This is a genomic window from Curtobacterium sp. MCBD17_035 (assembly GCF_003234815.2).
Lineage (GTDB): Bacteria > Actinomycetota > Actinomycetes > Actinomycetales > Microbacteriaceae > Curtobacterium.
Map to the genome: position 1 here is coordinate 2,589,664 of NZ_CP126279.1, position 21,173 is coordinate 2,610,836.

Genomic DNA, 21,173 nt, shown 5'->3' on the forward strand with positions numbered 1-21,173 from the left:
TGTCCTCCGTGTTGGTCGTTGCCGTGCTCATCGGACGCGCACCCGCGGGTCGAGCACCGAGTAGGCGAGGTCGGCGAGGAAGTTGAAGACGATCGCGGTGATGGCGATCACGAGGAAGTACCCCATCACCGGATTGACGTCCGTGATCGACAGCCCGCTGTTGAACAGGGCGCCCATGCCGGAGATCGCGAACACGGTCTCGGTGATGATCGCGCCACCGAGCAGGGCGCCGATGTCCGTCGCGACGAGCGTCGCGATCGGGATGAGCATGTTCCGCAGCGCATGCCGGACGATGACGGTCCGCTCCGGGAGGCCCTTCGCACGGGCCGTCCGCACGTAGTCCTGCTCGAGGACCTCGAGCATGCCGGACCGCGAGTAGCGCGTGTACGACGCGAAGCTGATGAGCAGGAGGCTGATCGACGGCAGCAGCAGGTGCGTGTAGGTGTCGAGACCCGTGATCCAGAAGTCGGCCTGGAGGCCCGGGGTGCCCGATCCGACGGTCGCGATCGGTCGGCCGCCCACGAAGTTGATCGAGTAGTTGTGCCACGAGCGCATGAAGCGGTCGAGCACGATCACCCCGGCCGTCAGGAACGCGGTCAGCGCACCGATGCGCATCATCAGGCCGCGGTCGTGCCCACCGACGAAGTACCCGGAAGCGAGACCGACGACCACCGCCGCGACCGCGAGGATGAAGATCGTGCCGCCGGACGAGACGTTGAGCAGGCCCTGCAGCGTGAAGTAGCAGATGATCGCGATGAGGACGTTGATGCCGCCGACGAGCCAGGCACGGTTGTTCCTGGTGCCGGCGAGCATCGTCACCATCGCGAGTCCGAGACCCGCGCTGAACAGGATCACGAACACCGGACCCAGCGACGGGTCGTTGAACCAGCCGGTGGCCTCCATGAGCAGGAGCATGCCCGCGGTCACCACGGCCGTCAGGCCGAAGACGATGGCGCGGCGGCGGGCGTCGCCTCCGACGACGAGTTGCACGATCGCCCCGAGCACGACGGCGATGACGATGAGCGTCGTGACGGCGATGTGCGGCTTCGCGAGGAAGTTGTTGTAGTCGAGCGCGACGAACGACTTGAGCAGGACCGCCATGAGGAACGACGGCAGGGAGTACAGGAAGAAGCTGACGAGCGTGACGCCGTAGTCGAAGCCCGAGTAAGCGCGGAGCGCGGTGACGATCCCGAGCCCGATGCCGAAGATGATCGCGAGCACGAACGAGAAGGTGACGAGCTGGAGCGTCGACTGCATCGCCTGGGGCAGGAGCTGGGTCACCGGCTGGTTGTGGAACGTCGTGCCGAGGTCGCACTGTCCAATGACGCACTTGCCCACGCCACCGATCCAGATCCCCCAGCGGAGCGGCGGGATGACGTCGAGGTGCTGCGTCGCGACGCGCGCGGCGATGAGCGCTGCGCGGTTCGGGGAGTTGCTCCCCTGGAGGTCCTGCAGGGGGTTCCCCGCGATCGCCGCCAGGTTGTACATGATGAACGAGGCGGCGATGAGGATGAGGACCGAGACGAGGATCCGTCTCGCGATGAAGCTCACCATGGGCGAAGGGGCCTCTCCGGTGTGGGAAGGGTGCAACGGTCGATCACGTTCGTGACGCGCCGACCAAGGGTAACGGGTGCCGCTGAGCCCGACGAGCCCGGTTGGGGCGCCGGACGGGGCGGTGCTGCAGGGTCGCTCAGGCGGGGGGCCGCCGGAGTGACCGACGGGGCGGGGCGGGGATCGCAGGGCGTCCCCGCCCGCCCACACGGGAGGGCGCCGGACTCGTCGAGCCCGGCGCCCCCGCCGCGGTGGTGCTCAGGATGCGGTGGTCCTGGGGATCAGCCCTTGGTCCAGTCCCACACGTTCCAGAAGATCCCGTTCTGGCCGCCGAAGTACTTCACGCCGTGGAGCGTGGAGTTCGTGGCGAAGATGCCGGGGAGCTGGAACAGCGGCAGACCGTAGGCGTCGTTGAACGAGATCTTGTCGATGTCGACCTTCATGGACTGCAGCTTCGACGCGTCGAGGGTCGTCTGCGTGTCGACCGCGAGCTTCGAGGCCTTCTCGTCCGCGAACCGGTTGTAGTTGCCGGAGTTGCCGGTCTGGAACAGCTGCGGGACCGCCGCGTTGCCCGCACCCGGGTTCACCCAACCGAACAGCGAGGCGTCGTAGTTGCCGCCGGTGAGGAGCGAGCTCCAGTCGGGCGAGCCACCGTCGACCACCTTGAAGCCGGCCTTCGCCGCCGAGGCCTGGATGGCCTGGAACGTGTCGACACGGTTCGGGTTCTCGGTGTTGTAGAGGATCTTGACCGTCGGCGTCGCGCCGTTGAGGAGCTTCTTGGCGCCGGCGATGTCGACCTTGTTGTACTCGTCGGAGTTGTTGTCCTTGACCGCCTCGTCGTAGCCCTTCTGACCCGGCAGGAACAGCTGCGAGTTCAGGACCTTGGCGCTCTTGTTGATCGGGGTGACGATCGAGTCGAGGATCTGCTGACGCGGGATGGTCATGAGGAACGCCTTGCGGACGTTCTCGTCCTTGAACACGCTCGAACCGAAGTTGAGGTCGAGGTGGTCGTAGGCGACCTGGCTGCCCTGCTGGATCGTGATGCCGGACGCCTGCTTCAGCGCCTTGACCGTGTCGGCCGAGGCCTGCGGCTGGATCGCGTCGACCTCGCCGTTCTGCAGGGCCGTGACCTGGGCGTTGGCGTCACCGATGAAGCGCATGACGAGCTTGTTGAACTGGACCTCGTGCTTGCCCTTGTAGTACGGGTTCTTGCTGAAGGTCATCGACTGCTTCGGCGTCCAGGCGCTGACCTGGAGCGGGCCGCCCGAGACGAGGAGCTTCTTGTCGCTCGGCAGGCTCGTCTGGTCGTAACCGGTGTTGATGAAGCTCGCGACCTTCTTGAGGGTGTCGTTCGCCGGGGCCGGGCTCGCCGTGTTGCCGGCGGGGGTGTCCTTGAGCGCCTTGACGAACGCGGACTCGGAGACACCGGCCTCCTGCGACACGACGTGCGCGGGGAACTGGATCGGGTTCACGAGGTTCCAGTCGACGTACGGCTTCTTGTACGTGATGGTGATCGACTGCTTCGTGATGTTCGTCGGGTAGTCCGTCTGGAACGGGTAGCCGGCGGCGGACGCGAAGTACTGCGTGCCCTTGGTGACGTTGCCGTCCGCGTCGGTGGTGGCCGACTCGTAGTAGCCCGACGACTGCGCCCATCCGAGGAGGAGGTCGTCCGAGGTCATCGGCTTGCCGTCCGACCACTTGGCGTTCTTGTTCAGCGTGTACCGGACCTTCAGCGGGGAGCTGCTGATCTTCTTGTACGTGCCGAGGTCGGTGTTCGGCTCGACCTTGTAGTTCGTGCCGAGGGTCATGAACTGGGGCTGCGTGAGCTGCCAGATGAACCCGTTGGTGTCCAGGTTGCCCTGCGGGGTGTTGTAGTTGAACGAGGTCGCCTCGTTCACCTCAGCGACCGTCACGGTGCCGCCCGAGCTCGACGTCTCGCTGTCGCTCGACGTCGAGGTGGTGCAACCGGCAAGCACGACGGCAGCCGAGCCCGCGATCGCGACGGATCCGATGACCTGTCGCCACCGCCTCTTGGTGATGTTCACTCTGTGATCCTCCTGGATGGAATGTGATCGAACCGCTGGCGGCAGGGCGCACCGGCGCGTTCGCAAAGAACCATAGGTGGGCCTCGCGAGCACCTCAAAATCCAGCGGGAACTTGTTACACACCGGAAATGACGGCGCAGGATCCATGCACCGGCCGCCGTTTCGTTGCTTCTGATTCACCGATTCGCAATGATTCTGCTTGCGCTCACGCGTCCGCGCGGCACGTCGCAGGACCGATCCGCACGAACCGCACCGCACGCCGTCCGTCTCCTGCCGTCCGGGAGGACCGGGGTACGCCCCCACTCCCCCTCCCGCCGACCGGTGATTAGCGTTGCATCATGCACCCCTCCGACATCGCCCACCTCGTCATGCCGTCCCGCGCCGCCGCCGTCGCCGACCCCCGCTCCGGGGCCCCACTGCTCGTGGGCCTCACCCGTCCCGACCTCGACGCGGACGAGAACGTCGGCCACGTCGTGCGTCTCGCGGCCGCCGACGGGCGGTGGACCACGACCGACTGGACCCACGGCCCGCACGACGGCGCCCCGTCCATCTCGCCCGACGGCCGGTGGGTCACGTTCCTCCGTCGCGTCGGCCGCACCGGCCCGGACGCCCACCCGCAACTCGTCGTGATGCCCACGGCCGGCGGGGAGGGCCGGGTGGTCACGGCCCTGCCGCTCGGCGCCGAGGCCCCGGCGTGGTCCCCCGACTCCACACGGATCGCCACGACGGCCCGGATCCCCGAACCCGGCCGTTACGGCACCCCGACCGCGAACGGCACCGCGGCGGACGCCTCGGCCGAGCCACCGCGGCACATCACCCGGCTCGACTACCGCCAGGACGGCATCGGGTTCCTCCGCGACCGTCTGCGGCGTCTCGTGGTCGTCGACGTGGCCGCCGCCCTCACGGGAGACCCCGTCGAGACCGCGATCACCGATGACACCACCGCGGTGAGCGACCCCACGTGGACGCCGGACGGCACCGCGCTCGTGGTGAGCGCCCCGCGTGACGCCGGCGCCGCCGAGACGACCGAGAGCGACCTCTACCGGGTCGACGCGGTCTCGGGCGCGATCACGCTGCTCGTCGAGTCCGACGGCACCGCGGCCGCACCGCAGTTCGGACCCGACGGCACCCTCTTCTTCCTCGGGACCGACCGGACGCAGGGGATCGTCGCGGTCCCGACCGGGCTGTACGCGGCGCGCACCAGCGGCGACCCCGTCCGTGCCCGCCGCCTGACGGACCACCGCACCGTCGACCTCGAGGTGGGGCCGGGCCTCCTCGTCCCGCGCAGCGGTGACGTGCTCGTCGGGGTGCTGCACCGCGGGGCGGTCGAGCTCCGTGCGGTCCCGTGGACCACGGACGCCACCGCGAGCACCGCGGACGACGACGCGAGCACCGGCGCGGAGCCGCTGCCCCTCGACGCCCTCCCCGTGCTGCACGGCGGCGACGTCGTGGTGCGGGCGATCACCGCGATCGGCGAGGACGTCGTCATCGCCACGGTCGGCCTGCCGGACAGCGCCGGGGAGGTCGTGCTCATCGACACCGCGGCGGGCTCCGTCGAGACCCTGAGCGATCTCGGCGCCGGCCTCCGCGCTGTGGGACTGCGGCCCGTCGAGGAACTCGTCGGCACCGCTCCCGACGGACACGAGGTGCACGGCTGGCTCGTCCTGCCCGAGGGCGAGGGCCCCCACCCCGTGCTCCGCGTCGTGCACGGCGGCCCGTTCGCGCAGCAGGACCGGGCGGTGTTCGACGAGGCGCAGGTCTACGCCGCAGCCGGGTACGCGGTCGTCCTCGGCAACCCCCGCGGCTCGGCCGGGTACGGCTTCGACCACGGTCAGGCGATCATCGGACGGCTCGGCACGGTCGACGTCGACGACGTCCTGGCGCTGCTCGACGTGGCGCTCGAGCGGAACGACCTCGACGCCTCGCGGGTCGGGATCATGGGTGGCTCGTACGGCGGGTTCATGACGAGCTGGATCGCCGCCCGCGAGCCCGAGCGGTTCACGGCTGCCTGGAGCGAGCGGGCCGTCAACGCCTGGGACTCGTTCGCCGGCAGCTCGGACATCGGATGGTTCTTCGCCGAGGCGTACGTCGGCGCGGACCCGGAGGACCAGCGCCGCCAGAGCCCCCTGACCTACGCCGCGGACGTGACGATGCCGTTCATGGTCGCGCACTCCGAGCAGGACTGGCGGTGCCCGCTCGAGCAGGGGCAGCGCCAGTTCGTCGCCCTGCGCCGGGCAGGGGTGGAGGCCGAGTTCCTGCTGTTCCCGGGCGAGGGCCACGAGCTGTCCCGGTCCGGGCGCCCGAGCCACCGGGTGCAGCGGTTCGACCACGTCCTCCGCTGGTGGAACACGCACCTGCCGGTCGTCTGACGGCCGCCCCTGTCCGGCGAGAGCGCAGAACACGCCGCTCACCTCGCGAGGTGAGCGGCGTGTTCTGCACTCTCGGCGCCGAGCCGGGCCAGCCCGGCCGACCGGACGGGCCGGCCGGCCGGACGGGCTGGCCGGGCCGGACGGACCGACCGGGCCGACCGGCCGGGCTGATCAGGCCTGCGCGAACGCCTCGATCGGCGGGCAGGCGCACACGAGGTTGCGGTCCCCGTACGCCTGGTCGATCCGGCGCACGGGCGGCCAGTACTTGCGACCGGCGATGCCCGGCAGCGGGTAGACGGCCTGCTCACGCGTGTAGGCGTGCGCCCACTCCCCCGCGATGACGCTCGACGCGGTGTGCGGCGCCCCGACGAGCGGGTTGTCGTTGGCCGGCCAGGTGCCCGCGGCGACCTCGTCGGCCTCGGCACGGATCGCGAGCATGGCGTCGACGAACCGGTCGAGCTCCGCCAAGTCCTCGCTCTCGGTCGGCTCGACCATGAGCGTGCCCGCGACCGGGAACGACATCGTCGGTGCGTGGAACCCGTAGTCGATCAGGCGCTTCGCGACGTCGTCCACGGTGATGCCGGTCGCCTCGCGCAACGGCCGGAGGTCGAGGATGCACTCGTGCGCGACGAGGCCGTCGTCGCCCGTGTAGAGGACGGGGAACGCGTCGCGCAGCTTCGCGGCCAGGTAGTTCGCGCCGAGCACGGCCGACTCGGTGGCGCGCGTGAGCCCCTCGACGCCCATCATGCGGACGTAGGTCCACGTGATGGGCAGGATGCTCGGGCTGCCGTACGGCGCCGCCGAGACGGGTCCGCCACCGTGCGCGAGCCGGTCCGCGCCGTCCGGCGTGACCGAGCCGGGGCGACGGTCGGCGTCCTGCGCGAACGGATGGCCGGGGAGGAACGGGGCCAGGTGTGCCCTGGCGGCCACCGGTCCGACACCGGGTCCGCCGCCGCCGTGCGGGATGCAGAACGTCTTGTGCAGGTTGAGGTGCGAGACGTCGCCGCCGAAGTCGCCGAAGCGCGCGTGCCCGAGCAGCGCGTTGAGGTTCGCGCCGTCGACGTAGACCTGCCCGCCGGCCTCGTGCACGGCGTCGCAGATCGCACGGATCTCGTGCTCGTACACACCGTGCGTCGACGGGTAGGTGATCATGAGCGCGGCCAGGTCGTCCCGGTGCTGCTCGGTCTTGGCGCGGAGGTCGGCGAGGTCGACGTTGCCGTCCTCGTCGCACGCCACGACGACCACGCGCATGCCCGCGAGCACGGCGCTCGCGGCGTTCGTCCCGTGCGCGCTCTGTGGGATGAGGCAGACCGTGCGTGCGGTGTCCCCGTTGGCGCGGTGGTACCCGCGGATGGCCAGGAGTCCGGCGAGCTCACCCTGGCTCCCGGCGTTCGGCTGCACCGAGACGGTGTCGTACCCGGTGACCTCGGCGAGCCACGACTCCAGGTCGGCGATCATCGACAGGTACCCGGCGACGTCCTCACGCGGCGCGAACGGGTGGATCCCCGCGAACTCCGGCCAGGTGACGGCGGCCATCTCGGTCGCGGCGTTGAGCTTCATCGTGCAGCTGCCGAGCGGGATCATGCCGCGGTCGAGCGCGTAGTCCTTGTCGGCGAGGTGCTTGAGGTAACGCATCATCCGGGTCTCGCTGCGGTGCGCCTGGAACACGGGGTGCGTCAGGTACGCCGACTCGCGCCGCAGCGCGGCCGGGAGGCCCGGGGCGGCGTCACGCACGGCGGCCTCCGCCATCGGGACGGTCATGGTCGACGCGGCCGACTCGGAGGCCTCCGAGTGGGCTGCGGCGACGTCGCGGAACACGGCGGCGAGCGCTGCGACGTCCTCGGGCGTGGTCGTCTCGTCCGCCGAGAGCTGGAGGGTGTCCGCGTCGACGAGATGCAGGAGGTACCCGCGGTCACGCGCCGCGTCGACGATCGCGGCGGCCCGGCCGGGGGCGCGGAGCGTCAGTGTGTCGAACCAGGCATCGACGGGCACGCCGATCCCGGCGGCACGAGCCGCGTCGGCGATCGCGGCGGTGGTGCGGGCGACCCGGTCGGCGATGAACCGCAGGCCCTCGGGGCCGTGGTAGACGGCGTACATCGAGGCCATGACGGCGAGGAGCACCTGCGCGGTGCAGATGTTGCTCGTCGCCTTCTCGCGCCGGATGTGCTGCTCGCGGGTCTGCAGGCTGAGGCGGTAGGCCATGCCACCGTCCGCGTCGAAGGACACCCCGACGAGGCGACCGGGCAGCTGCCGCTCGAGGCCCGCGCGGACGGCGAGGTAGCCGGCGTGCGGTCCACCGAAGCCGAGCGGCACGCCGAAGCGCTGGGTCGTGCCGACGGCGACGTCCGCGCCGAGGTCACCGGGCGACGCGAGGAGCGTCATCGCGAGCAGGTCCGCCGCGACGACGGCGATGCCGCCCCCGTCGTGGATCCGCTCGATCACCGACGCGGGGTCGACGACCCGGCCGGACGCGCCCGGGTACTGCACGACGAGTCCGAAGGCGCCCTCGACGTCGACCTGGTCCGGTCCCCCGGCGACGTCGAACGTGCGCAGGGTGATGCCGACGGCCTCGGCCCGGTGCTCGAGCAGCGCCATGGTCTGCGGCAGGACGTCCCGGTCGACGAGGAACACGTCCCCGCGGACCTTCGAGGCCCGGCGGGCGAGCAGCATGCCCTCGACGACCGCGGTGCCCTCGTCGAGCATCGAGGCGCCCGCGGTGGCCATGCCCGTCAGGTCCGCGACCATCGTCTGGAAGTTGATGAGGGCCTCCAGCCGGCCCTGCGAGATCTCCGGCTGGTACGGCGTGTAGGCCGTGTACCAGCTCGGGTTCTCGAGCACGTTCCGCTGGATGACGGCGGGCGTGTGGGTGCCGTGGTAGCCGAGTCCGATCATCGGGCGGCGCACGGTGTTCCGTGCCGCCATCCGACGGAGTTCCGCGAGCGCCTCGGTCTCGCCGACGGCACCGGGGATCACCGAGTCGACGACGGGCTCGGCGTGGATCGCGGCGGGGACGGCCGCGCGGACGAGCGCGTCGAGGGAGTCGTACCCGACGGTCTCGAGCATGAGGCGCTGGTCGGCCGCGCCCGTGCCGATGTGGCGGTCGGCGAAGGTGGTCTGCAGGTTCTGGTCGGCCTGCGGGGTCCGGTCGTGCTGGGTCATGTCCTCGTCCATCCGATCAGCCCGCGAAGGCGGCGTACGCCTCGTGGTCCATGAGGTCCTCGGGGAAGCTGGTGCCGTCGACCTGGATCTTGACGAGCCAGGCCCCACCGAAGGGGTCCTGGTTGACGAGGTCCGGGGTGTCCACGACGGCGTCGTTGCGCTCGACGACGGTGCCCTCGATCGGCGAGAACAGCTCGCCGACGCTCTTCGTCGACTCGATCTCGCCGAGGGTCTGTCCGGCCGTCGCGGCGGTGCCGACCTCGGGGAGCTCGACGAACACGACGTCGCCGAGCTGGTCCGCGGCGAACTGGGTGATGCCGACGGTGACGACGTCACCCTCGACGAGGAGCCACTCGTGGTCCTTGGTGTAGCGGAGCGCGGTGATGTCGGTCATGGTCAGCCTTTCTGGCCTGGGGCGGCGCTGGCGGGGCGGCGGTAGAAGGGGAGTTCGGAGACGGTCGCCGGGACGGCGGTGCCGCGCACGTCGACGCGCAGGACGGTGCCCCGGGTGGCGACCGCAGGGTCGACGTACGCCATGGCGACGGGGTGCCCGAGCGTCGGTGACAGGGCGCCCGAGGTGACCGTGCCGACGGTCTGGCCGCCGTCGAGCACCGGGTAACCGGCACGGGCGGCACGGCGACCCTCCATGACGAGCCCGACGAGGAGCGGGGCGTCGGTGGCGGGCGTGACCCCGGCCCTCCCGACGAATTCCGTGTCCATCGCGACGACGCGACCGAGTCCGGCCTGCGCGGGACGCACGGTGGTGTCGAGTTCGTGGCCGTACAGCGGCATCCCGGCCTCGAGCCGGAGCGTGTCGCGTGCGGCGAGCCCGGCGGGCACGACGCCGCGGTCGGCACCGGCGTCGAGCAGGGCGTCCCAGAGCACGGGCGCCAGGTCCGTGGGGCAGTAGATCTCGAAGCCGTCCTCGCCCGTGTAGCCGGTGCGGGCGATGAGGACGTCCTGCAGGTCGAACGAGGCGTGCAGGACGCGGTAGTAGCGGAGCTCGTCGAGCGGCGTCTCGGGCTGCAGGCGATCGGCGACGACGAGCGCGTCGAGCGTGCCCGCGGCGGCCGGGCCCTGGATCGCGACGAGGGCCGTGGTGTCGCTGTCGTCCGTGACCTCGACGTCGTGGCCCACCGCGCGGTCGCGCAGCGCGGCGACGGCGACGTCGCGGTTGGCGGCGTTCGCGACGACGAGGAACGCGTCGTCCTCGGTGCGGTACACGACGACGTCGTCGAGCACGCCGCCGTCGTCGGTCAGGAGCAGCGAGTACTTCGCCCGACCGACGGGCATCGTGGCGTGCTTGCCCGCGAGCGCGGCGTCGAGGTACGCGCCGGCGTCGGGCCCCTGGACACCGATCTCCGCCATGTGCGAGAGGTCGAACAGCCCCGCCGCGCTGCGCACGGCGTGGTGCTCGGCGAGGTCGGAGCTGTACCGGACGGGCATCTGCCAGCCCGCGAAGTCCGTGAACGTGGCGCCGGCGGCGGCATGGGCCTCGTGGAGTGGGGATCGGCGGTGCACCGATGGTCCGGCACTGCCCGACGGGGTCGGATCGGTCATGGGGTGGAGTTCTCCTGCGTCGACGCGTCCCGGCGGGGACGCCGGTCGGAACTCCCCCTCTGTCATGTGCCTGAGAGTTTCGCCGACCGGTCGGAGGCGGTCGGCTTTCACCGTGGGCGAGGGCACGCCGTGACGGCGCCCTGCTTTTCAGAGTGGCCTGACCCCTGCGGTCGTACGACCTGAGAGATTGACGGGGAGGTTGCTCCTTCGGTGTCCGGTCTCGCGATCGCCGGCTCGGCGCGCTCGTGATCGGACTCTCCCGCAGGGTGTGGTCGGCCCGGTGTGCTGTTGTGGCCCCGATCGTACCAACGCCGTGTTACGGCCTCGTGACGAGGCCGGCCGGTCGTTCGACATCTCGTAGGATCACCGCGTGGCCGGACAGCGATCGCGCCCGCGTGGGCAGCTCGAGCAGGCGGTGCTCGACGTGCTCTGGTCCGCGGGCCCCGACGGCCTCACCGCGCGTGAGGTCCTCGACCGCTGCGACGAACCACGACCCGCGCTGACCACCGTGCTGACGGTGCTCGAGCGCCTCGGGCGGAAGGGCGGGGTGCTCCGCGACGAACAGGCCGACGCCCCCCTGCGGTTCCGCGCGAGCCGCTCCCGCGCCGACCACGCCGCGTCCCTCATGGAGTCCGCGCTCGCCGCGTCGAGCGACCGCGAGGCCGCGCTGCTCCGCTTCACCGGCTCCCTGGCGTCGGACGACCTCGAGGCCCTGCGTCGCGCGATCGACGCGCGCGCCCGGTCCTGACGGGAACGACCGTGATCGTCTGGGGCGTCGCCCTCGTCGTGACCGCGGTCGTCGTGGCCGCCGCCGCTCCCCGGCTGCTCACCCGGTGGGCGTGGACGATCGACCGCCCCCGGACCGCGCTCGTCAGCTGGTGCGCCGCGGTCCTGATCGGGGTCGGCGGCTCCGTGTCGGGCGTCACGCTCGTCGCGCTCGGGAGTCGACACGGGGCGGACCCGTTCCGGCTGGCGGCCTCGCCGACCCACGGCGCGCACCTCGTGGTGGCCGTCGCCGCGGTGCTCGCGTTCGTGGTCGCCGTCCGCGTCCCTCCCGGGCCGGAGCACGCGGCCGTCCGCGCGGCCCTGCGAACCGGGGCGGCGGAACGTCGTCGGGTCGCCGGGACCGAGATCGCGGTGGTCGCGGGCGAGCGCGCCCTGGCGTGCGCCGTGCCCGGACGCGACCGCACCGTGCTCGTCAGCACCGGACTGGCAGCGCGCCTCCGTCCCGACGAACTCGATGCCGTCGTCGCACACGAGGCGGCGCACCTGACGGGGCACCACGCGGCCGTGGTCGGCGTCGCGGCGTCGATCGAGCGGGCGGTGCCGTGGGTGCCCGGCGCGCGCGCCATGGCGAGTGCGACCCGGGTCCTGGTCGAGTTCGCCGCCGACGACACCGCCGCCAGACGCGTCGGTGCCGAGGTGGTGGCCCGAGCGATCGAGCGCAGTGACGTCGGTGGTGCGGCGCCCCTGACCGGCGTCCGGGTCGCTCGACTCCGGAGGCCGGCCACACCGGGTCAGCGCCGGTGGCGGGCAGCTCCGGTGACGTCGCGGAAGAAGTCGGCGTAGAGCACGGGCTCGAGGTCCCCGTCGACCGGGTACCCCCAACGGCGCTCGCGGCGCTGCTGTCGGAACGTCTTGATGCGAGCCGGGGGGACGCCCGGCTCGGACTCGTACAGACTCATCTGATCCCCTGGTGCCTGATCGCTTGGGTGTCGGTGGTCGGTCGTCGCCCGTCGAGGACGACGTCGGCGCTCGCTGCGCTCGGTGTGCACGCGGTGCGCTTCTGGTCCTTCGAGAGTACGTGCGGCGTTCTCGGCGAGTCAGGGGTTGACCTGGCCCCCGGACAGGGGTAGTACCAGGGCGCCGTGTGCGGCCCGCGCGGTAGGATCGGGTACCACCACCATGAGGGGGACCGTGAAGGCACTCACCGAGTCCGACATCCGATCGTCGTTCGTCAACGCGACCCCGGAGGAGCTCGACCACCTGCCGATCCCGGGTCTGCACGAGATGCTCTGGGACGAGCGCGAGTACCTCGGTTGGCGCGACCCGCAGGCCGCCCGTCGCGGCTACATGGTCCACTGGATGGACGGCCGCCCCACCGGGATCGTCGTCCGCGCGGCCGGCGGTTCGCTCCGGCCGGGCATCGCGGCGATGTGCTCCTTCTGCCACTCACCCCAGCCGGCCACGCAGGTCCGGTTGTTCTCGGCTGCGCGTGCCGGCGAGTCCGGCCGGAACGGCAACACCATCGGGTCCTACATCTGCGAGGACCTGGCGTGCTCGCTCCTCATCCGCGTGGCGCCCCCGCACCTCAACCCGCCCGAGACGATCGCAGCCCGGTCCGCGGCCCTGCTCCAGCGCGTGCAGAACTTCACCGCGGACGTCATGAAGACCGCGTGACCACGGGTGCTCCCGACCGGTTCGCCGCAGCGCGCTGGGTCACCGTCGAACGCCACGACGCCGGGCGGTGGTCCGTCACGGTCCTCGATGAGGCCGACGACGAGATCGCCTCGTTCGGCATGGGGGTCGAGGGCGAGTGGGAACCCGACGTCGTGGACCACGTGGCGTTCGCGCTGACCCGGCTCGGATTGCGGACCGTCGGCGCCCGCCCCTGGCGTGAGGACGAGCTGGGCCTGGCCCGCGCAGCCGTCCTGCCCGCCTGACACCGCGCCCCGGTCGCGTTCAGCGCGCCCCGTTACGGTTCGGGAGGCACGGGTGCGGCCCGCACCGCGCCTCCAGACCGGAAGGACCACCGCAGCATGTCCGTCGTCAAGATCAACGCCATCCACGTCCCCGCCGGTGCCGGCGCCGAGCTCGAGCAGCGGTTCGCTGCCCGCAGACACGCGGTCGACGGGGCTCCCGGCTTCGAGGGCTTCCAGCTCCTCCGCCCGGTGAAGGGCGACGACCGGTACTTCGTCGTCACGACGTGGGCGGACGAGGCGTCGTTCCAGGCGTGGGCCGCCGACGGCGCGAAGGCGGCGCACGGCGGTGGGTCCGAGGGTGCGCACGGTCGGCATGCGGCGGCGGCCGGCGAGCACGGCGCTCCTGCCGGACACGGTGCTCCTGCCGGGCAGGGCGCTCCCGCCGGACACGGCGACGCGCAGGACGGCGCCCGACGCCCCGTCGCGACCGGCGCGGATCTGCTCGAGTTCGAGGTCGTCGAGCTCTGAGCCCCGCTACGCCGTGACGGACCGCACGCGGTCGAGCACCACCTCGGCCACGAGCGCGGCCGCGTTCTCGGGCAGCCAGTGGTCCTCGTCGACGGCCACGAACCGGTAGGGCGCCGCGACGTACCGCTCGGTCGCCTCGGCCGCGACCCGACCGAGTGCCGCGTCCCGGGAGCCCCACAGGTATGACGTCGGGACACGGACCAGCGAGTCGACGCGCGGCGTGCCGGCCGGAGTGGGCAGCGCCAGTGCGCGGTACCAGTCGATCGCCGCGCGCAGTGCTCCTGGCTCGCGCATCCGGCGGTCGTACCGCTCGGCGGTGGCGCGTGCGAGGCCCATGCTCTCGAGCACCGGGACGAGACGCCCCCGGAGCAGCCGTTCGGGGAGCCAGGGCACCTGGAACGCCGCGATGTACCACGACCGCAGGGCCTGGTCGGAGCGGACCGCCGCGAGCGCCATCGCCCGCGGGTGCGGGGTCGCCAGGACCGTGAGCGACGCGAGCCGGTCGGGAGCCCGCTGCGCGAGCCGCCAGGCGACCAGCCCGCCCCAGTCGTGGCCGACGAGGTGGACCCGCTCTGCGCCCAGTCGGTCGGCGAGCGCCAGGACGTCGTCGACGAGCCAGTCGCGCCGGTACGCGCGGCGTCCCTCCGGCCGCGCCCCGACCGCGTACCCGCGTTGGTCCGGCGCGACGACGCGGAGGCCCTCGGCCGTCAGGAGCGGCGTGACCGCCCGCCAGGTGCTCCGGTCGGCGGGGAACCCGTGGAGGAGGACCGCGACCGGACCGTCTTCTGGGCCGCTGTCGTCGACGTCGAGGACGAGGCCGCCGCGGCGGAGCTGGTCGATGCGGGTCATGCCGCCACGGTAGGCCGCCCACGAGTGGCGGTCCGGCCGAACGGGGTACGTGCGAACTGGGAGCGACGGCGCAGCGGCCCATCGGGCGGCCTGCTGTGGGAGCGGGAGGAAGATCCGACGCCCTCGACCTGCCGGGAGGACCGGATCGGGAGGGGTGGGGGCTCGGCACCCGAAGCCGAGCCCACCACCGGCGGCACCCGAATCGCCGCTCGTAACCACGGGCCCCGAAGCCCGGATTGGTTGCGAGCATATTGGGACGGCCGTGTCCGCCGCAGCTCCCGCACGTCCCCAGACCAGAGGTAGAACGAGTGTTCTGTACCCCGCCAGAGGGTGCCGTTGGTCGGAACACGCGCCGTTCATCCGCCGAGCGGCGGCGGATGCGTCCCCCAGCCGCACGGTACGGATTCTGGACCGACACAGGTCACGCACGTCACCCCGGCACGCACGACGCGCCGCCCTCTTCCAGTCCTGCCCCGATGGTGCTAGAGTTCGGAGCTGGCGTTCTGCCGCGGACCCATCTCATCCGCCCCGCCGCCTGCTCCGTACCGGCTCCATCGAGTCGCATTCCACCGGGGCCCCGTCCCGCCGATCATGGCCGGACAACCCACGCCGACCTCCGGCGTGTGCGATCCGAGTGCCCGCCCGGCCAGCGCCCTGTACAAGGGATCGAGGCCAGCGCACCGCGCTCGTCGCCAACGAACCATCGGAAAAGACAGCACCATGACCAGCACCATCGACTTCATCCAGATCAGCGGGACCGTGCTCGACGCGCCCGTCCTGACCACCGACGACCTCGTCGAGTTCGTCGTCGCCGACGACGTCTCCCGTCGCGAGTTCCTCGTCCGCCTCCCCCGCACCGAGCTCGGCGCGCACGTCGTCGCCGGCGCCCACGTGCAGGCCGCCGGCGCCGCCGGCTGGGTCGTCCCGGGCCGTCCCTGGCGGCACGAGCCGAGCCGGACGATCCTGCAGGCGCATGACGTGCAGCTCGCGGCGCTCGCCTTCGCGGCCTGACGGCACCGTGCGACCCGACGGCACCGTTCCGCCCGACGGCGCGGTGCCGACGGTACCGTTCCGCCCGACGCCGCGGTACCGCCCGACGGCACCGTGACACGCGCCCGGCCCTGAGCGGGTTCAGTCGGCGCGGAGCACGCGTGCAGCGACGTCGGGTGGACACCGATCCTCGACGCGGTACATCCCCCGGGCGTGCGCGACCGGCACCCACGGCAACCACCGACGGTTGAGGCCGAACCCCCGACGCGGGGCGAACGACCAGTGCTCCTGCTGCCACCCGACCCCGCGGAGGTCGAACGCGTGCTCGACCGTCGCGAACATCGTGGTCGTGCCGTGTGTGACCACGCGAGCGACGTCGAGCCAGTGGTCGTCGTGCGTCAGCGCGAACAGCCGGGCGAACACCGAGGCGTTCACGGCGAGGAACCCGTCCGTCATCGACACCCCGGACGCGATGAGCTGGTGTCCGATGGTCGAGACCCCGTGCTTCCAGTGGAGCAACCCTGGATCGGCGTCCTCCGGCATGGGCACGTCCCAGACGTAGATCCACGTCTCGGCGACCGAGGCCGCGGAGGCGGCCCGGTCCAGCCATTCGGCCCCGCCGGTCGCGTCGTACAGGTCGAGGAACCCCTCGGCGGCCAGGACCGCGGCTTCCTTGTCCACCACGTCGGGATTGTCGAGGGTGCCGCCGGCGTACCACCCGCGGCGTCCGTACTCCCGCCAGACGAACTCGGCGGCACGCACGGCGCCGGCGAGCGCCTCCTCCGACCCCACGGCGACGAGGAACGGCACGACGGTGGCGGTCCCGGACGGCGAGTCGTCGAGCACCTCGCCGGTGCCGGCCACCCAGGCGCGCGGGAGGGAACCGTCGAGGGCCTGGTTCCGGAGCAACCAGCTCGCTGCCGTCGTGACCCAGGCGGCCCAGGACGGGTGTTCCTCGCCGTGACGGCGTTCGAGCGCCAGGGCGTCGAGCACCGCGAGCGCTCCCTCGGCCACGGCGCGGGCGTACACCGCCGGCTGGTCCCGGAACGTGCGGTACGTGGTCGTCGCACCCGTCACGGTGTCGAACCCCTCGCCAGCGGGCGGGTCCAGGGCGAGCGTGACGAACGAGTCGATGATCGCCAGACCGCTCGCCCGGTACCGCTCAGCCACGGCGCCGTCATCGGTGCTGTCCGCCTCGCGGAGCAGGACGACGGCCGCGTCCGTGTTCGCCCCGACGAACCCCATCACCGCGGCGGTCGCCTCGTCCGTCCGCTGCGGAACGACCGCGTCCGCCTCGAGCGGGACCCCGGTCCGGCCGCCGACCGCCACGACCTGATCGGCCAGGACGGCCGCCGCGCTGCGCACGACGTCCGCGATGTCCGCGCTGCGCACGGCCGGGGCGAAGCGGTCCCAGACCCAGCGCCAGGTCTGCCGGACGACGTCGGGGAAGTCGGTCGAGCCTCCCGTCCGCACCGCGACGGCGTACTCCTGGGTCGCGCCGTCGTCCAGGGGGTGGAAGCGGCGCCGCCACGCGTCGAGCTGGAGGAGCGGAAGACCGCCGCTGCTGTAGGTGACGGGTCCTTCGGTGCCGGGGAACCACACGCCGAGCTCCACGCGGTCGCCGGTGCTCCGCGCGCCGATGGAGGCGAACGCGAGCCGCGGGTCGACGATCGTCTCGCCACCGTCCTCGACCATCCCGTCGGCGGCGATGGTGTCACCGCGCGGGTCGCGGTGGGCGATGGCCGCCCAGCCTCCGTCCTCGAGTCGGATGCCGAACAGCGGTGCCGCGGCACGGTCCTCCCGGACGATCGCGGTGGTGACCCCGGCCCGCCGTGCGTGCACGCCGGCGATGGCGAGCGGCGCGACCTGTGGCGCGTTGCCGTAGGCGACGCCGGGGCAGAACGGCTCGACGCGCTCCCACGGCGCGGCCGCGTCGACCTCGACGACGACCGCCGTGCCGTAGCCGCGGGCGGGCCCCTGGCCGCCGCGGACCGTGACCCGGCGGGCCATGCGGACGTCGTCGCCGTCGGTGTCCCACCGGTCCTCGACCTGGAGGACCGTCCCGCCCCCGACGTCGATGCGTGCGGTGCCGACGAGGCCGTCCGCCGTGACCGTCAGCGACTCGTAGGGCGCGCGGTGCTCGGTCTCGACGCCGGTGCCCGTGTCCGCGTCCGTGTCCGCGTCCGTGTCCGTGTCCGTGTCCGTTCCGGGCTTCCACGTGAGCACCACGACGGGCGCCGCCGCCACGAGCGCCGGACCGCCCACACCGGGGGTCGCGATGCGGACGCCGAGCCCGCCCGGGACGTCGGTGGCCTCGACGCGCGTGGTCATCCCTTGATGCCGCTCGACGCGATGCTCGGCACGATGAACCGCTGGAACACGAGGAACATCGCCACGACGGGCAGGGTGAGCAGCACCACGCCCGCCATCTGCACCGTCGGCAGCGTGTAGTTCTGCGACTGCAGGCTGTTGAGGCCGAGCGTCAGGACGTACATGTCCTTGTCGCTCGTCATCGTCACCGGGATGAGGAAGCTGTTCCACGTCCACGTGCCGGCGAGGATCGCCTGCGTGGCGATCGCCGTGACCGACAGTGGCAGCCCGATCCGCAGGAAGATCCGGAAGCGGTTCGCGCCGTCGAGCGCCGCGGCCTCCTCGAGGTCCTTCGGGATCGTGCCGAACGACTGCCGCATGAGGAAGATGAGGAGCGGGTTGACGATGAACGGGATGATGAGCGCCGCGTAGGTGTTCAGCCAGCCGAGCTTGACGATCTGCAGGTAGAGCGGGATGAGGTACGCCTGCAGCGGCACGAGCAGGATCACGATGATGCCCGTGAACACGACGCGCTTGCCGCGGAACTGCAGACGGGCCAGCGCCCAACCCGCCAGGGTGTTCACGATGACGGCGCCGGCGACGACGCAGCCCGTGACGATCGCGGTGTTCGCGTACCAGCGTCCGATCGGGGCGTGCGTGAACACGTACGTGTAGTTCGACAGGGTCAGGTGTGACGGCGGGACGATCGAGAAGAAGTCCGCTGGCGACAGGAACGAGCAGTACAGCACGAACAGCAGCGGGGCGACCATGATCAGTCCGAACACGATGAGGAACGTGTACCGGGCGGACCGGGCGACCGTCTGCTGGGTGCGGTGCGAGCGCATCGGGCGACCGGTGCCGCTGGTCGGTGTGCTCGGGCGGGTGACCGCGGTGCGCTGCGTCGAGGTGGCGCTCATGCGTCCTGCTCCTTCGGGCCGAGGAGCCGGCTGACGACGCCGGCGAGGATCACGATGGCGAGCAGGATCACGGTCGCCGCCGAGGCGTACCCGATGTTGCTCAAGCGGAACGCCTGCTGGTAGATGAAGATCACGATCGTCGAGGTCGCACCGGCCGGGCTCCCGAGCACGGTGCCGCCGGAGATGACGTACGCCTGGTCGAAGACCTGGATCGCCTGGATGATCCCGGTCAGCACCACGAACGCGGTGAACGGACGCACGCCCGGCAGCGTCACGCTGAGGAACTGACGGAAGGCGCCCGCACCGTCCATCTCGGCGGCCTCGTACAGGTCCGCCGGGATCGTCTCCATGCCCCCGACGAAGATCACGATGTACAGCCCGACGAACATGTACACGTACACGATCACGAGGAACCACAGCGCCAGGCCGGGGCTCGCGTACCAGGTCGCGTTCGGCAGGCCGAACAGCGACAGTGCGGTGGACGCGATGCCGCCCTTGACGAACAGCTGCATGAAGATCGTCGTGATCGCGACGGTCGATGTCATGTAGGGCACGAAGTACGCGGTGCGGAGTGCGCCCTTGCCGACGGTGGCACCGCGCAGGACGGCGGCGACGACGATCGCCAGGACCGTCTGGGCCGGGACGACGCCCGCCACGAAGGTCGCCGTGATCCCGAGGGAGCGGCCGAACGCCGGGTCGGCGAACAGCTGCCCGAAGTTCTGCAGCCCGACGAAGCTGCGCTGGTCGAAGTCGAACTTTCCGACCTGCTGCACGCTGAGCACGACGGACTGCGCGATCGGGTAGGCGAACCACCACAGCAGCAGGACCACCGCGGGGGCGAGCATGAGCCACGCGGCCGGGTTGTCGGTCCGGAGCCAGGCGCGGCGGCGCGACGACGTGGGCCGTCGCGCCGCCCTGATGGAGCTCTTGATGGCACTCACGCCGCTCGGCTACTTCCCGTACTTCTGCTGGAGCTGGTGCAGCAGGGCCGTGGAGCTCGTCGCCTTCTTCGCGACGAGCTGCTGGAACCCGTTGACCAGGTCGTTGCCGAACTCGGTCGACTTGGTCGGGTAGTCGAGCGACTCGCCCTTCGCCAGCACCGAGTTCGTGAACGCCGCGTACTGCGGGGTGTCCTGGCGGTACTGGCTGATGTACTTCGTGGCGGCCGGGACGTACCCGAGCTTGGTCGTGATGATCGCCTTCTGCGAGTACGAGTCGGTCATCGCGGCGATGACGGCCATGTCGACCGCCTTGTCCTTCGACTTCTGGGCGATGCTGAAGCCACCGCCGTAGGTCGCCACCGTCGACGAGGACGCCGTCTTCCCGGGGAGCGTCGTCAGCGTGTACTTCGTCGACGGGTCACTCGTCTGCATGAAGCCGATGTACCAGGGGCCGGCGTCGGACATGGCGGCGTTCCCCTTGCCGAAGGCCTCGCCATCCCAGGTCGCCCCGAGCTGCTCGGCGCTCTCGGCGTCGCCGTTCTTGAACATGGTCAACAGTTGGTCGAGCGCCTGCACGTTCTGCTTCGAGTCGATCGTCGTGCCGCCGTGGTAGCCGCCACCGTTCGCGATCATGTACTGCGTCAGGTGGAACAGGTTCTCGAGCAGCACCACGCCGGGCTTGCCCGTCTTCGCCTTGACCTGCGTCGCGGCCGTCGCGATCTCGGCGAGGGTCTTCGGGGTCGAGGTGACGCCCGCCTCCGCGAGCACGTCCTGGTTGTAGGCGTAGCCCGAGTTCTGCAGGTACGACGGCACCGCGTAGAGCTTGCCGCCGATCTTCCAGCCGTTCACGAGCGCCTTCGGGAACGCGCTGAGCTGGACATCGGTCTTCCCGATCACGTCGTCCATCGACGCGATCGCCCCCTCGGTCGCGTACTCGGCGACCGGTGCCGAGTTGTCCCAGAGGGTGATGTCCGGGGCCGTGCCCGCGGCGAACTGCGTCGGCAGCTGGTTCAGCTGGTCGTCGTAGGTCGGGTAGACGTGCGTCTTGATCGTGACGCCGGGCAGTTCCTTCTCGGCGTGCTTGATGATGTCCGACATGTAGGTGTCGACGACGCCGCCGCCGGAGTACCCGACGGTGACGGTGCCCTTGAGGGACGAGCTCGAGCCGGAGCCCGAGCCGCCCGAGCTGCCCGAGCTGCTGCAGCCGGTGAGCACGAGCGCCGCGGCGATGCCGAGCGCTCCCACTCCGGTGACGGTTCGCGTTCGCTTGATCATGATGGGCCTCCTTGCCCTGGCGTGATGACGGGTGGTG

The 21,173-nt window shown here is 71.4% G+C and carries 18 protein-coding genes and 2 riboswitches; of the genes, 7 read left to right on the forward strand and 11 right to left on the reverse strand.

Annotated elements, in window-relative coordinates; all coding sequences use genetic code 11:
• Positions 1–27 precede the first annotated feature (27 nt).
• Complete coding sequence (locus DEI93_RS12190; RefSeq protein WP_111010867.1) at positions 28–1,554, reverse strand: ABC transporter permease; 1,527 nt, start codon at positions 1,552–1,554, stop codon at positions 28–30.
• Positions 1,555–1,832: 278 nt separating this feature from the next.
• Positions 1,833–3,596, reverse strand: a complete 1,764-nt coding sequence (locus tag DEI93_RS12195) for an ABC transporter family substrate-binding protein (protein ID WP_111027091.1) — start codon at positions 3,594–3,596, stop codon at positions 1,833–1,835.
• 338 nt (positions 3,597–3,934) lie between these two features.
• Between DEI93_RS12195 and DEI93_RS12200 the strand changes: the two genes are divergently transcribed.
• Positions 3,935–5,965, forward strand: a complete 2,031-nt coding sequence (locus DEI93_RS12200; protein ID WP_111120190.1) for a S9 family peptidase — start codon at positions 3,935–3,937, stop codon at positions 5,963–5,965.
• A 171-nt stretch (positions 5,966–6,136) separates the two neighbouring features.
• Here the strand turns inward: DEI93_RS12200 and gcvP are convergent, their stop codons facing one another.
• Genes gcvP through gcvT form a run of 3 tightly spaced genes read right to left on the reverse strand, consistent with a single transcriptional unit; the run spans position 6,137 to position 10,684 of the window.
• Positions 6,137–9,124 (reverse strand): aminomethyl-transferring glycine dehydrogenase, encoded by a 2,988-nt coding sequence (gene gcvP, locus DEI93_RS12205; RefSeq protein WP_181436085.1) that lies wholly within the window; start codon positions 9,122–9,124, stop codon positions 6,137–6,139.
• Positions 9,125–9,140: 16 nt separating this feature from the next.
• Positions 9,141–9,518: a glycine cleavage system protein GcvH gene (gene gcvH / locus DEI93_RS12210; RefSeq protein ID WP_111071237.1), complete on the reverse strand. Its 378-nt coding sequence runs from the start codon at positions 9,516–9,518 to the stop codon at positions 9,141–9,143.
• 2 nt (positions 9,519–9,520) lie between these two features.
• A complete protein-coding gene (gene gcvT / locus DEI93_RS12215) occupies positions 9,521–10,684 on the reverse strand; it encodes a glycine cleavage system aminomethyltransferase GcvT (protein ID WP_111120192.1) in 1,164 nt (387 codons plus the stop codon).
• A 49-nt stretch (positions 10,685–10,733) separates the two neighbouring features.
• A riboswitch (glycine riboswitch) is annotated at positions 10,734–10,841 on the reverse strand.
• Positions 10,842–10,956: riboswitch (glycine riboswitch) on the reverse strand.
• Positions 10,957–11,054: 98 nt separating this feature from the next.
• Here gcvT and DEI93_RS12220 point away from each other — a divergent pair.
• Both DEI93_RS12220 and DEI93_RS12225 read left to right on the forward strand, forming a co-directional pair.
• Positions 11,055–11,432, forward strand: a complete 378-nt coding sequence (locus DEI93_RS12220) for a BlaI/MecI/CopY family transcriptional regulator (RefSeq protein ID WP_111010873.1) — start codon at positions 11,055–11,057, stop codon at positions 11,430–11,432.
• 11 nt (positions 11,433–11,443) lie between these two features.
• Positions 11,444–12,253, forward strand: coding sequence for a M56 family metallopeptidase (locus DEI93_RS12225; RefSeq protein ID WP_111120193.1), 810 nt, complete (start codon positions 11,444–11,446; stop codon positions 12,251–12,253).
• On the opposite strand, the gene DEI93_RS12230 is transcribed toward DEI93_RS12225, so the two are convergent.
• Positions 12,202–12,369, reverse strand: a complete 168-nt coding sequence (locus tag DEI93_RS12230; protein ID WP_181434884.1) for a hypothetical protein — start codon at positions 12,367–12,369, stop codon at positions 12,202–12,204. The two genes, DEI93_RS12225 and DEI93_RS12230, sit on opposite strands and share 52 nt — an antisense overlap.
• 220 nt (positions 12,370–12,589) lie before the next feature.
• Between DEI93_RS12230 and DEI93_RS12235 the strand changes: the two genes are divergently transcribed.
• From DEI93_RS12235 to DEI93_RS16535, 3 genes are all read left to right on the forward strand, one after another.
• On the forward strand, positions 12,590–13,084 hold the full coding sequence (locus DEI93_RS12235; protein ID WP_111010875.1) for an FBP domain-containing protein: 495 nt from the start codon (positions 12,590–12,592) through the stop codon (positions 13,082–13,084).
• A complete protein-coding gene (locus DEI93_RS12240; protein ID WP_111013659.1) occupies positions 13,081–13,347 on the forward strand; it encodes a hypothetical protein in 267 nt (88 codons plus the stop codon). The genes DEI93_RS12235 and DEI93_RS12240 overlap by 4 nt, the downstream gene beginning before the upstream one ends.
• A 96-nt stretch (positions 13,348–13,443) precedes the next feature.
• Positions 13,444–13,854, forward strand: coding sequence for an antibiotic biosynthesis monooxygenase family protein (locus DEI93_RS16535; RefSeq protein WP_181436086.1), 411 nt, complete (start codon positions 13,444–13,446; stop codon positions 13,852–13,854).
• 6 nt (positions 13,855–13,860) lie between these two features.
• On the opposite strand, the gene DEI93_RS12250 is transcribed toward DEI93_RS16535, so the two are convergent.
• The gene (locus tag DEI93_RS12250) at positions 13,861–14,703 is read right to left on the reverse strand and encodes an alpha/beta fold hydrolase (RefSeq protein ID WP_111120194.1); all 843 of its coding nucleotides are present in this window, start codon (positions 14,701–14,703) and stop codon (positions 13,861–13,863) included.
• A 720-nt stretch (positions 14,704–15,423) separates the two neighbouring features.
• On the opposite strand from DEI93_RS12250, the gene DEI93_RS12255 reads away from it, so the two are divergent.
• Positions 15,424–15,714 (forward strand): hypothetical protein, encoded by a 291-nt coding sequence (locus DEI93_RS12255; protein WP_111010879.1) that lies wholly within the window; start codon positions 15,424–15,426, stop codon positions 15,712–15,714.
• A gap of 120 nt (positions 15,715–15,834) precedes the next feature.
• On the opposite strand, the gene DEI93_RS12260 is transcribed toward DEI93_RS12255, so the two are convergent.
• Genes DEI93_RS12260 through DEI93_RS12275 form a run of 4 tightly spaced genes read right to left on the reverse strand, consistent with a single transcriptional unit; the run spans position 15,835 to position 21,136 of the window.
• Positions 15,835–18,024, reverse strand: a complete 2,190-nt coding sequence (locus tag DEI93_RS12260) for a hypothetical protein (RefSeq protein ID WP_111120195.1) — start codon at positions 18,022–18,024, stop codon at positions 15,835–15,837.
• On the reverse strand, positions 18,021–18,920 hold the full coding sequence (locus DEI93_RS12265) for a carbohydrate ABC transporter permease (protein WP_111010881.1): 900 nt from the start codon (positions 18,918–18,920) through the stop codon (positions 18,021–18,023). The genes DEI93_RS12260 and DEI93_RS12265 overlap by 4 nt, the downstream gene beginning before the upstream one ends.
• Positions 18,917–19,861, reverse strand: coding sequence for a carbohydrate ABC transporter permease (locus DEI93_RS12270; RefSeq protein WP_111013662.1), 945 nt, complete (start codon positions 19,859–19,861; stop codon positions 18,917–18,919). The genes DEI93_RS12265 and DEI93_RS12270 overlap by 4 nt, the downstream gene beginning before the upstream one ends.
• 9 nt (positions 19,862–19,870) lie before the next feature.
• The gene (locus tag DEI93_RS12275) at positions 19,871–21,136 is read right to left on the reverse strand and encodes an ABC transporter substrate-binding protein (protein WP_111120196.1); all 1,266 of its coding nucleotides are present in this window, start codon (positions 21,134–21,136) and stop codon (positions 19,871–19,873) included.
• Positions 21,137–21,173: the final 37 nt, after the last annotated feature.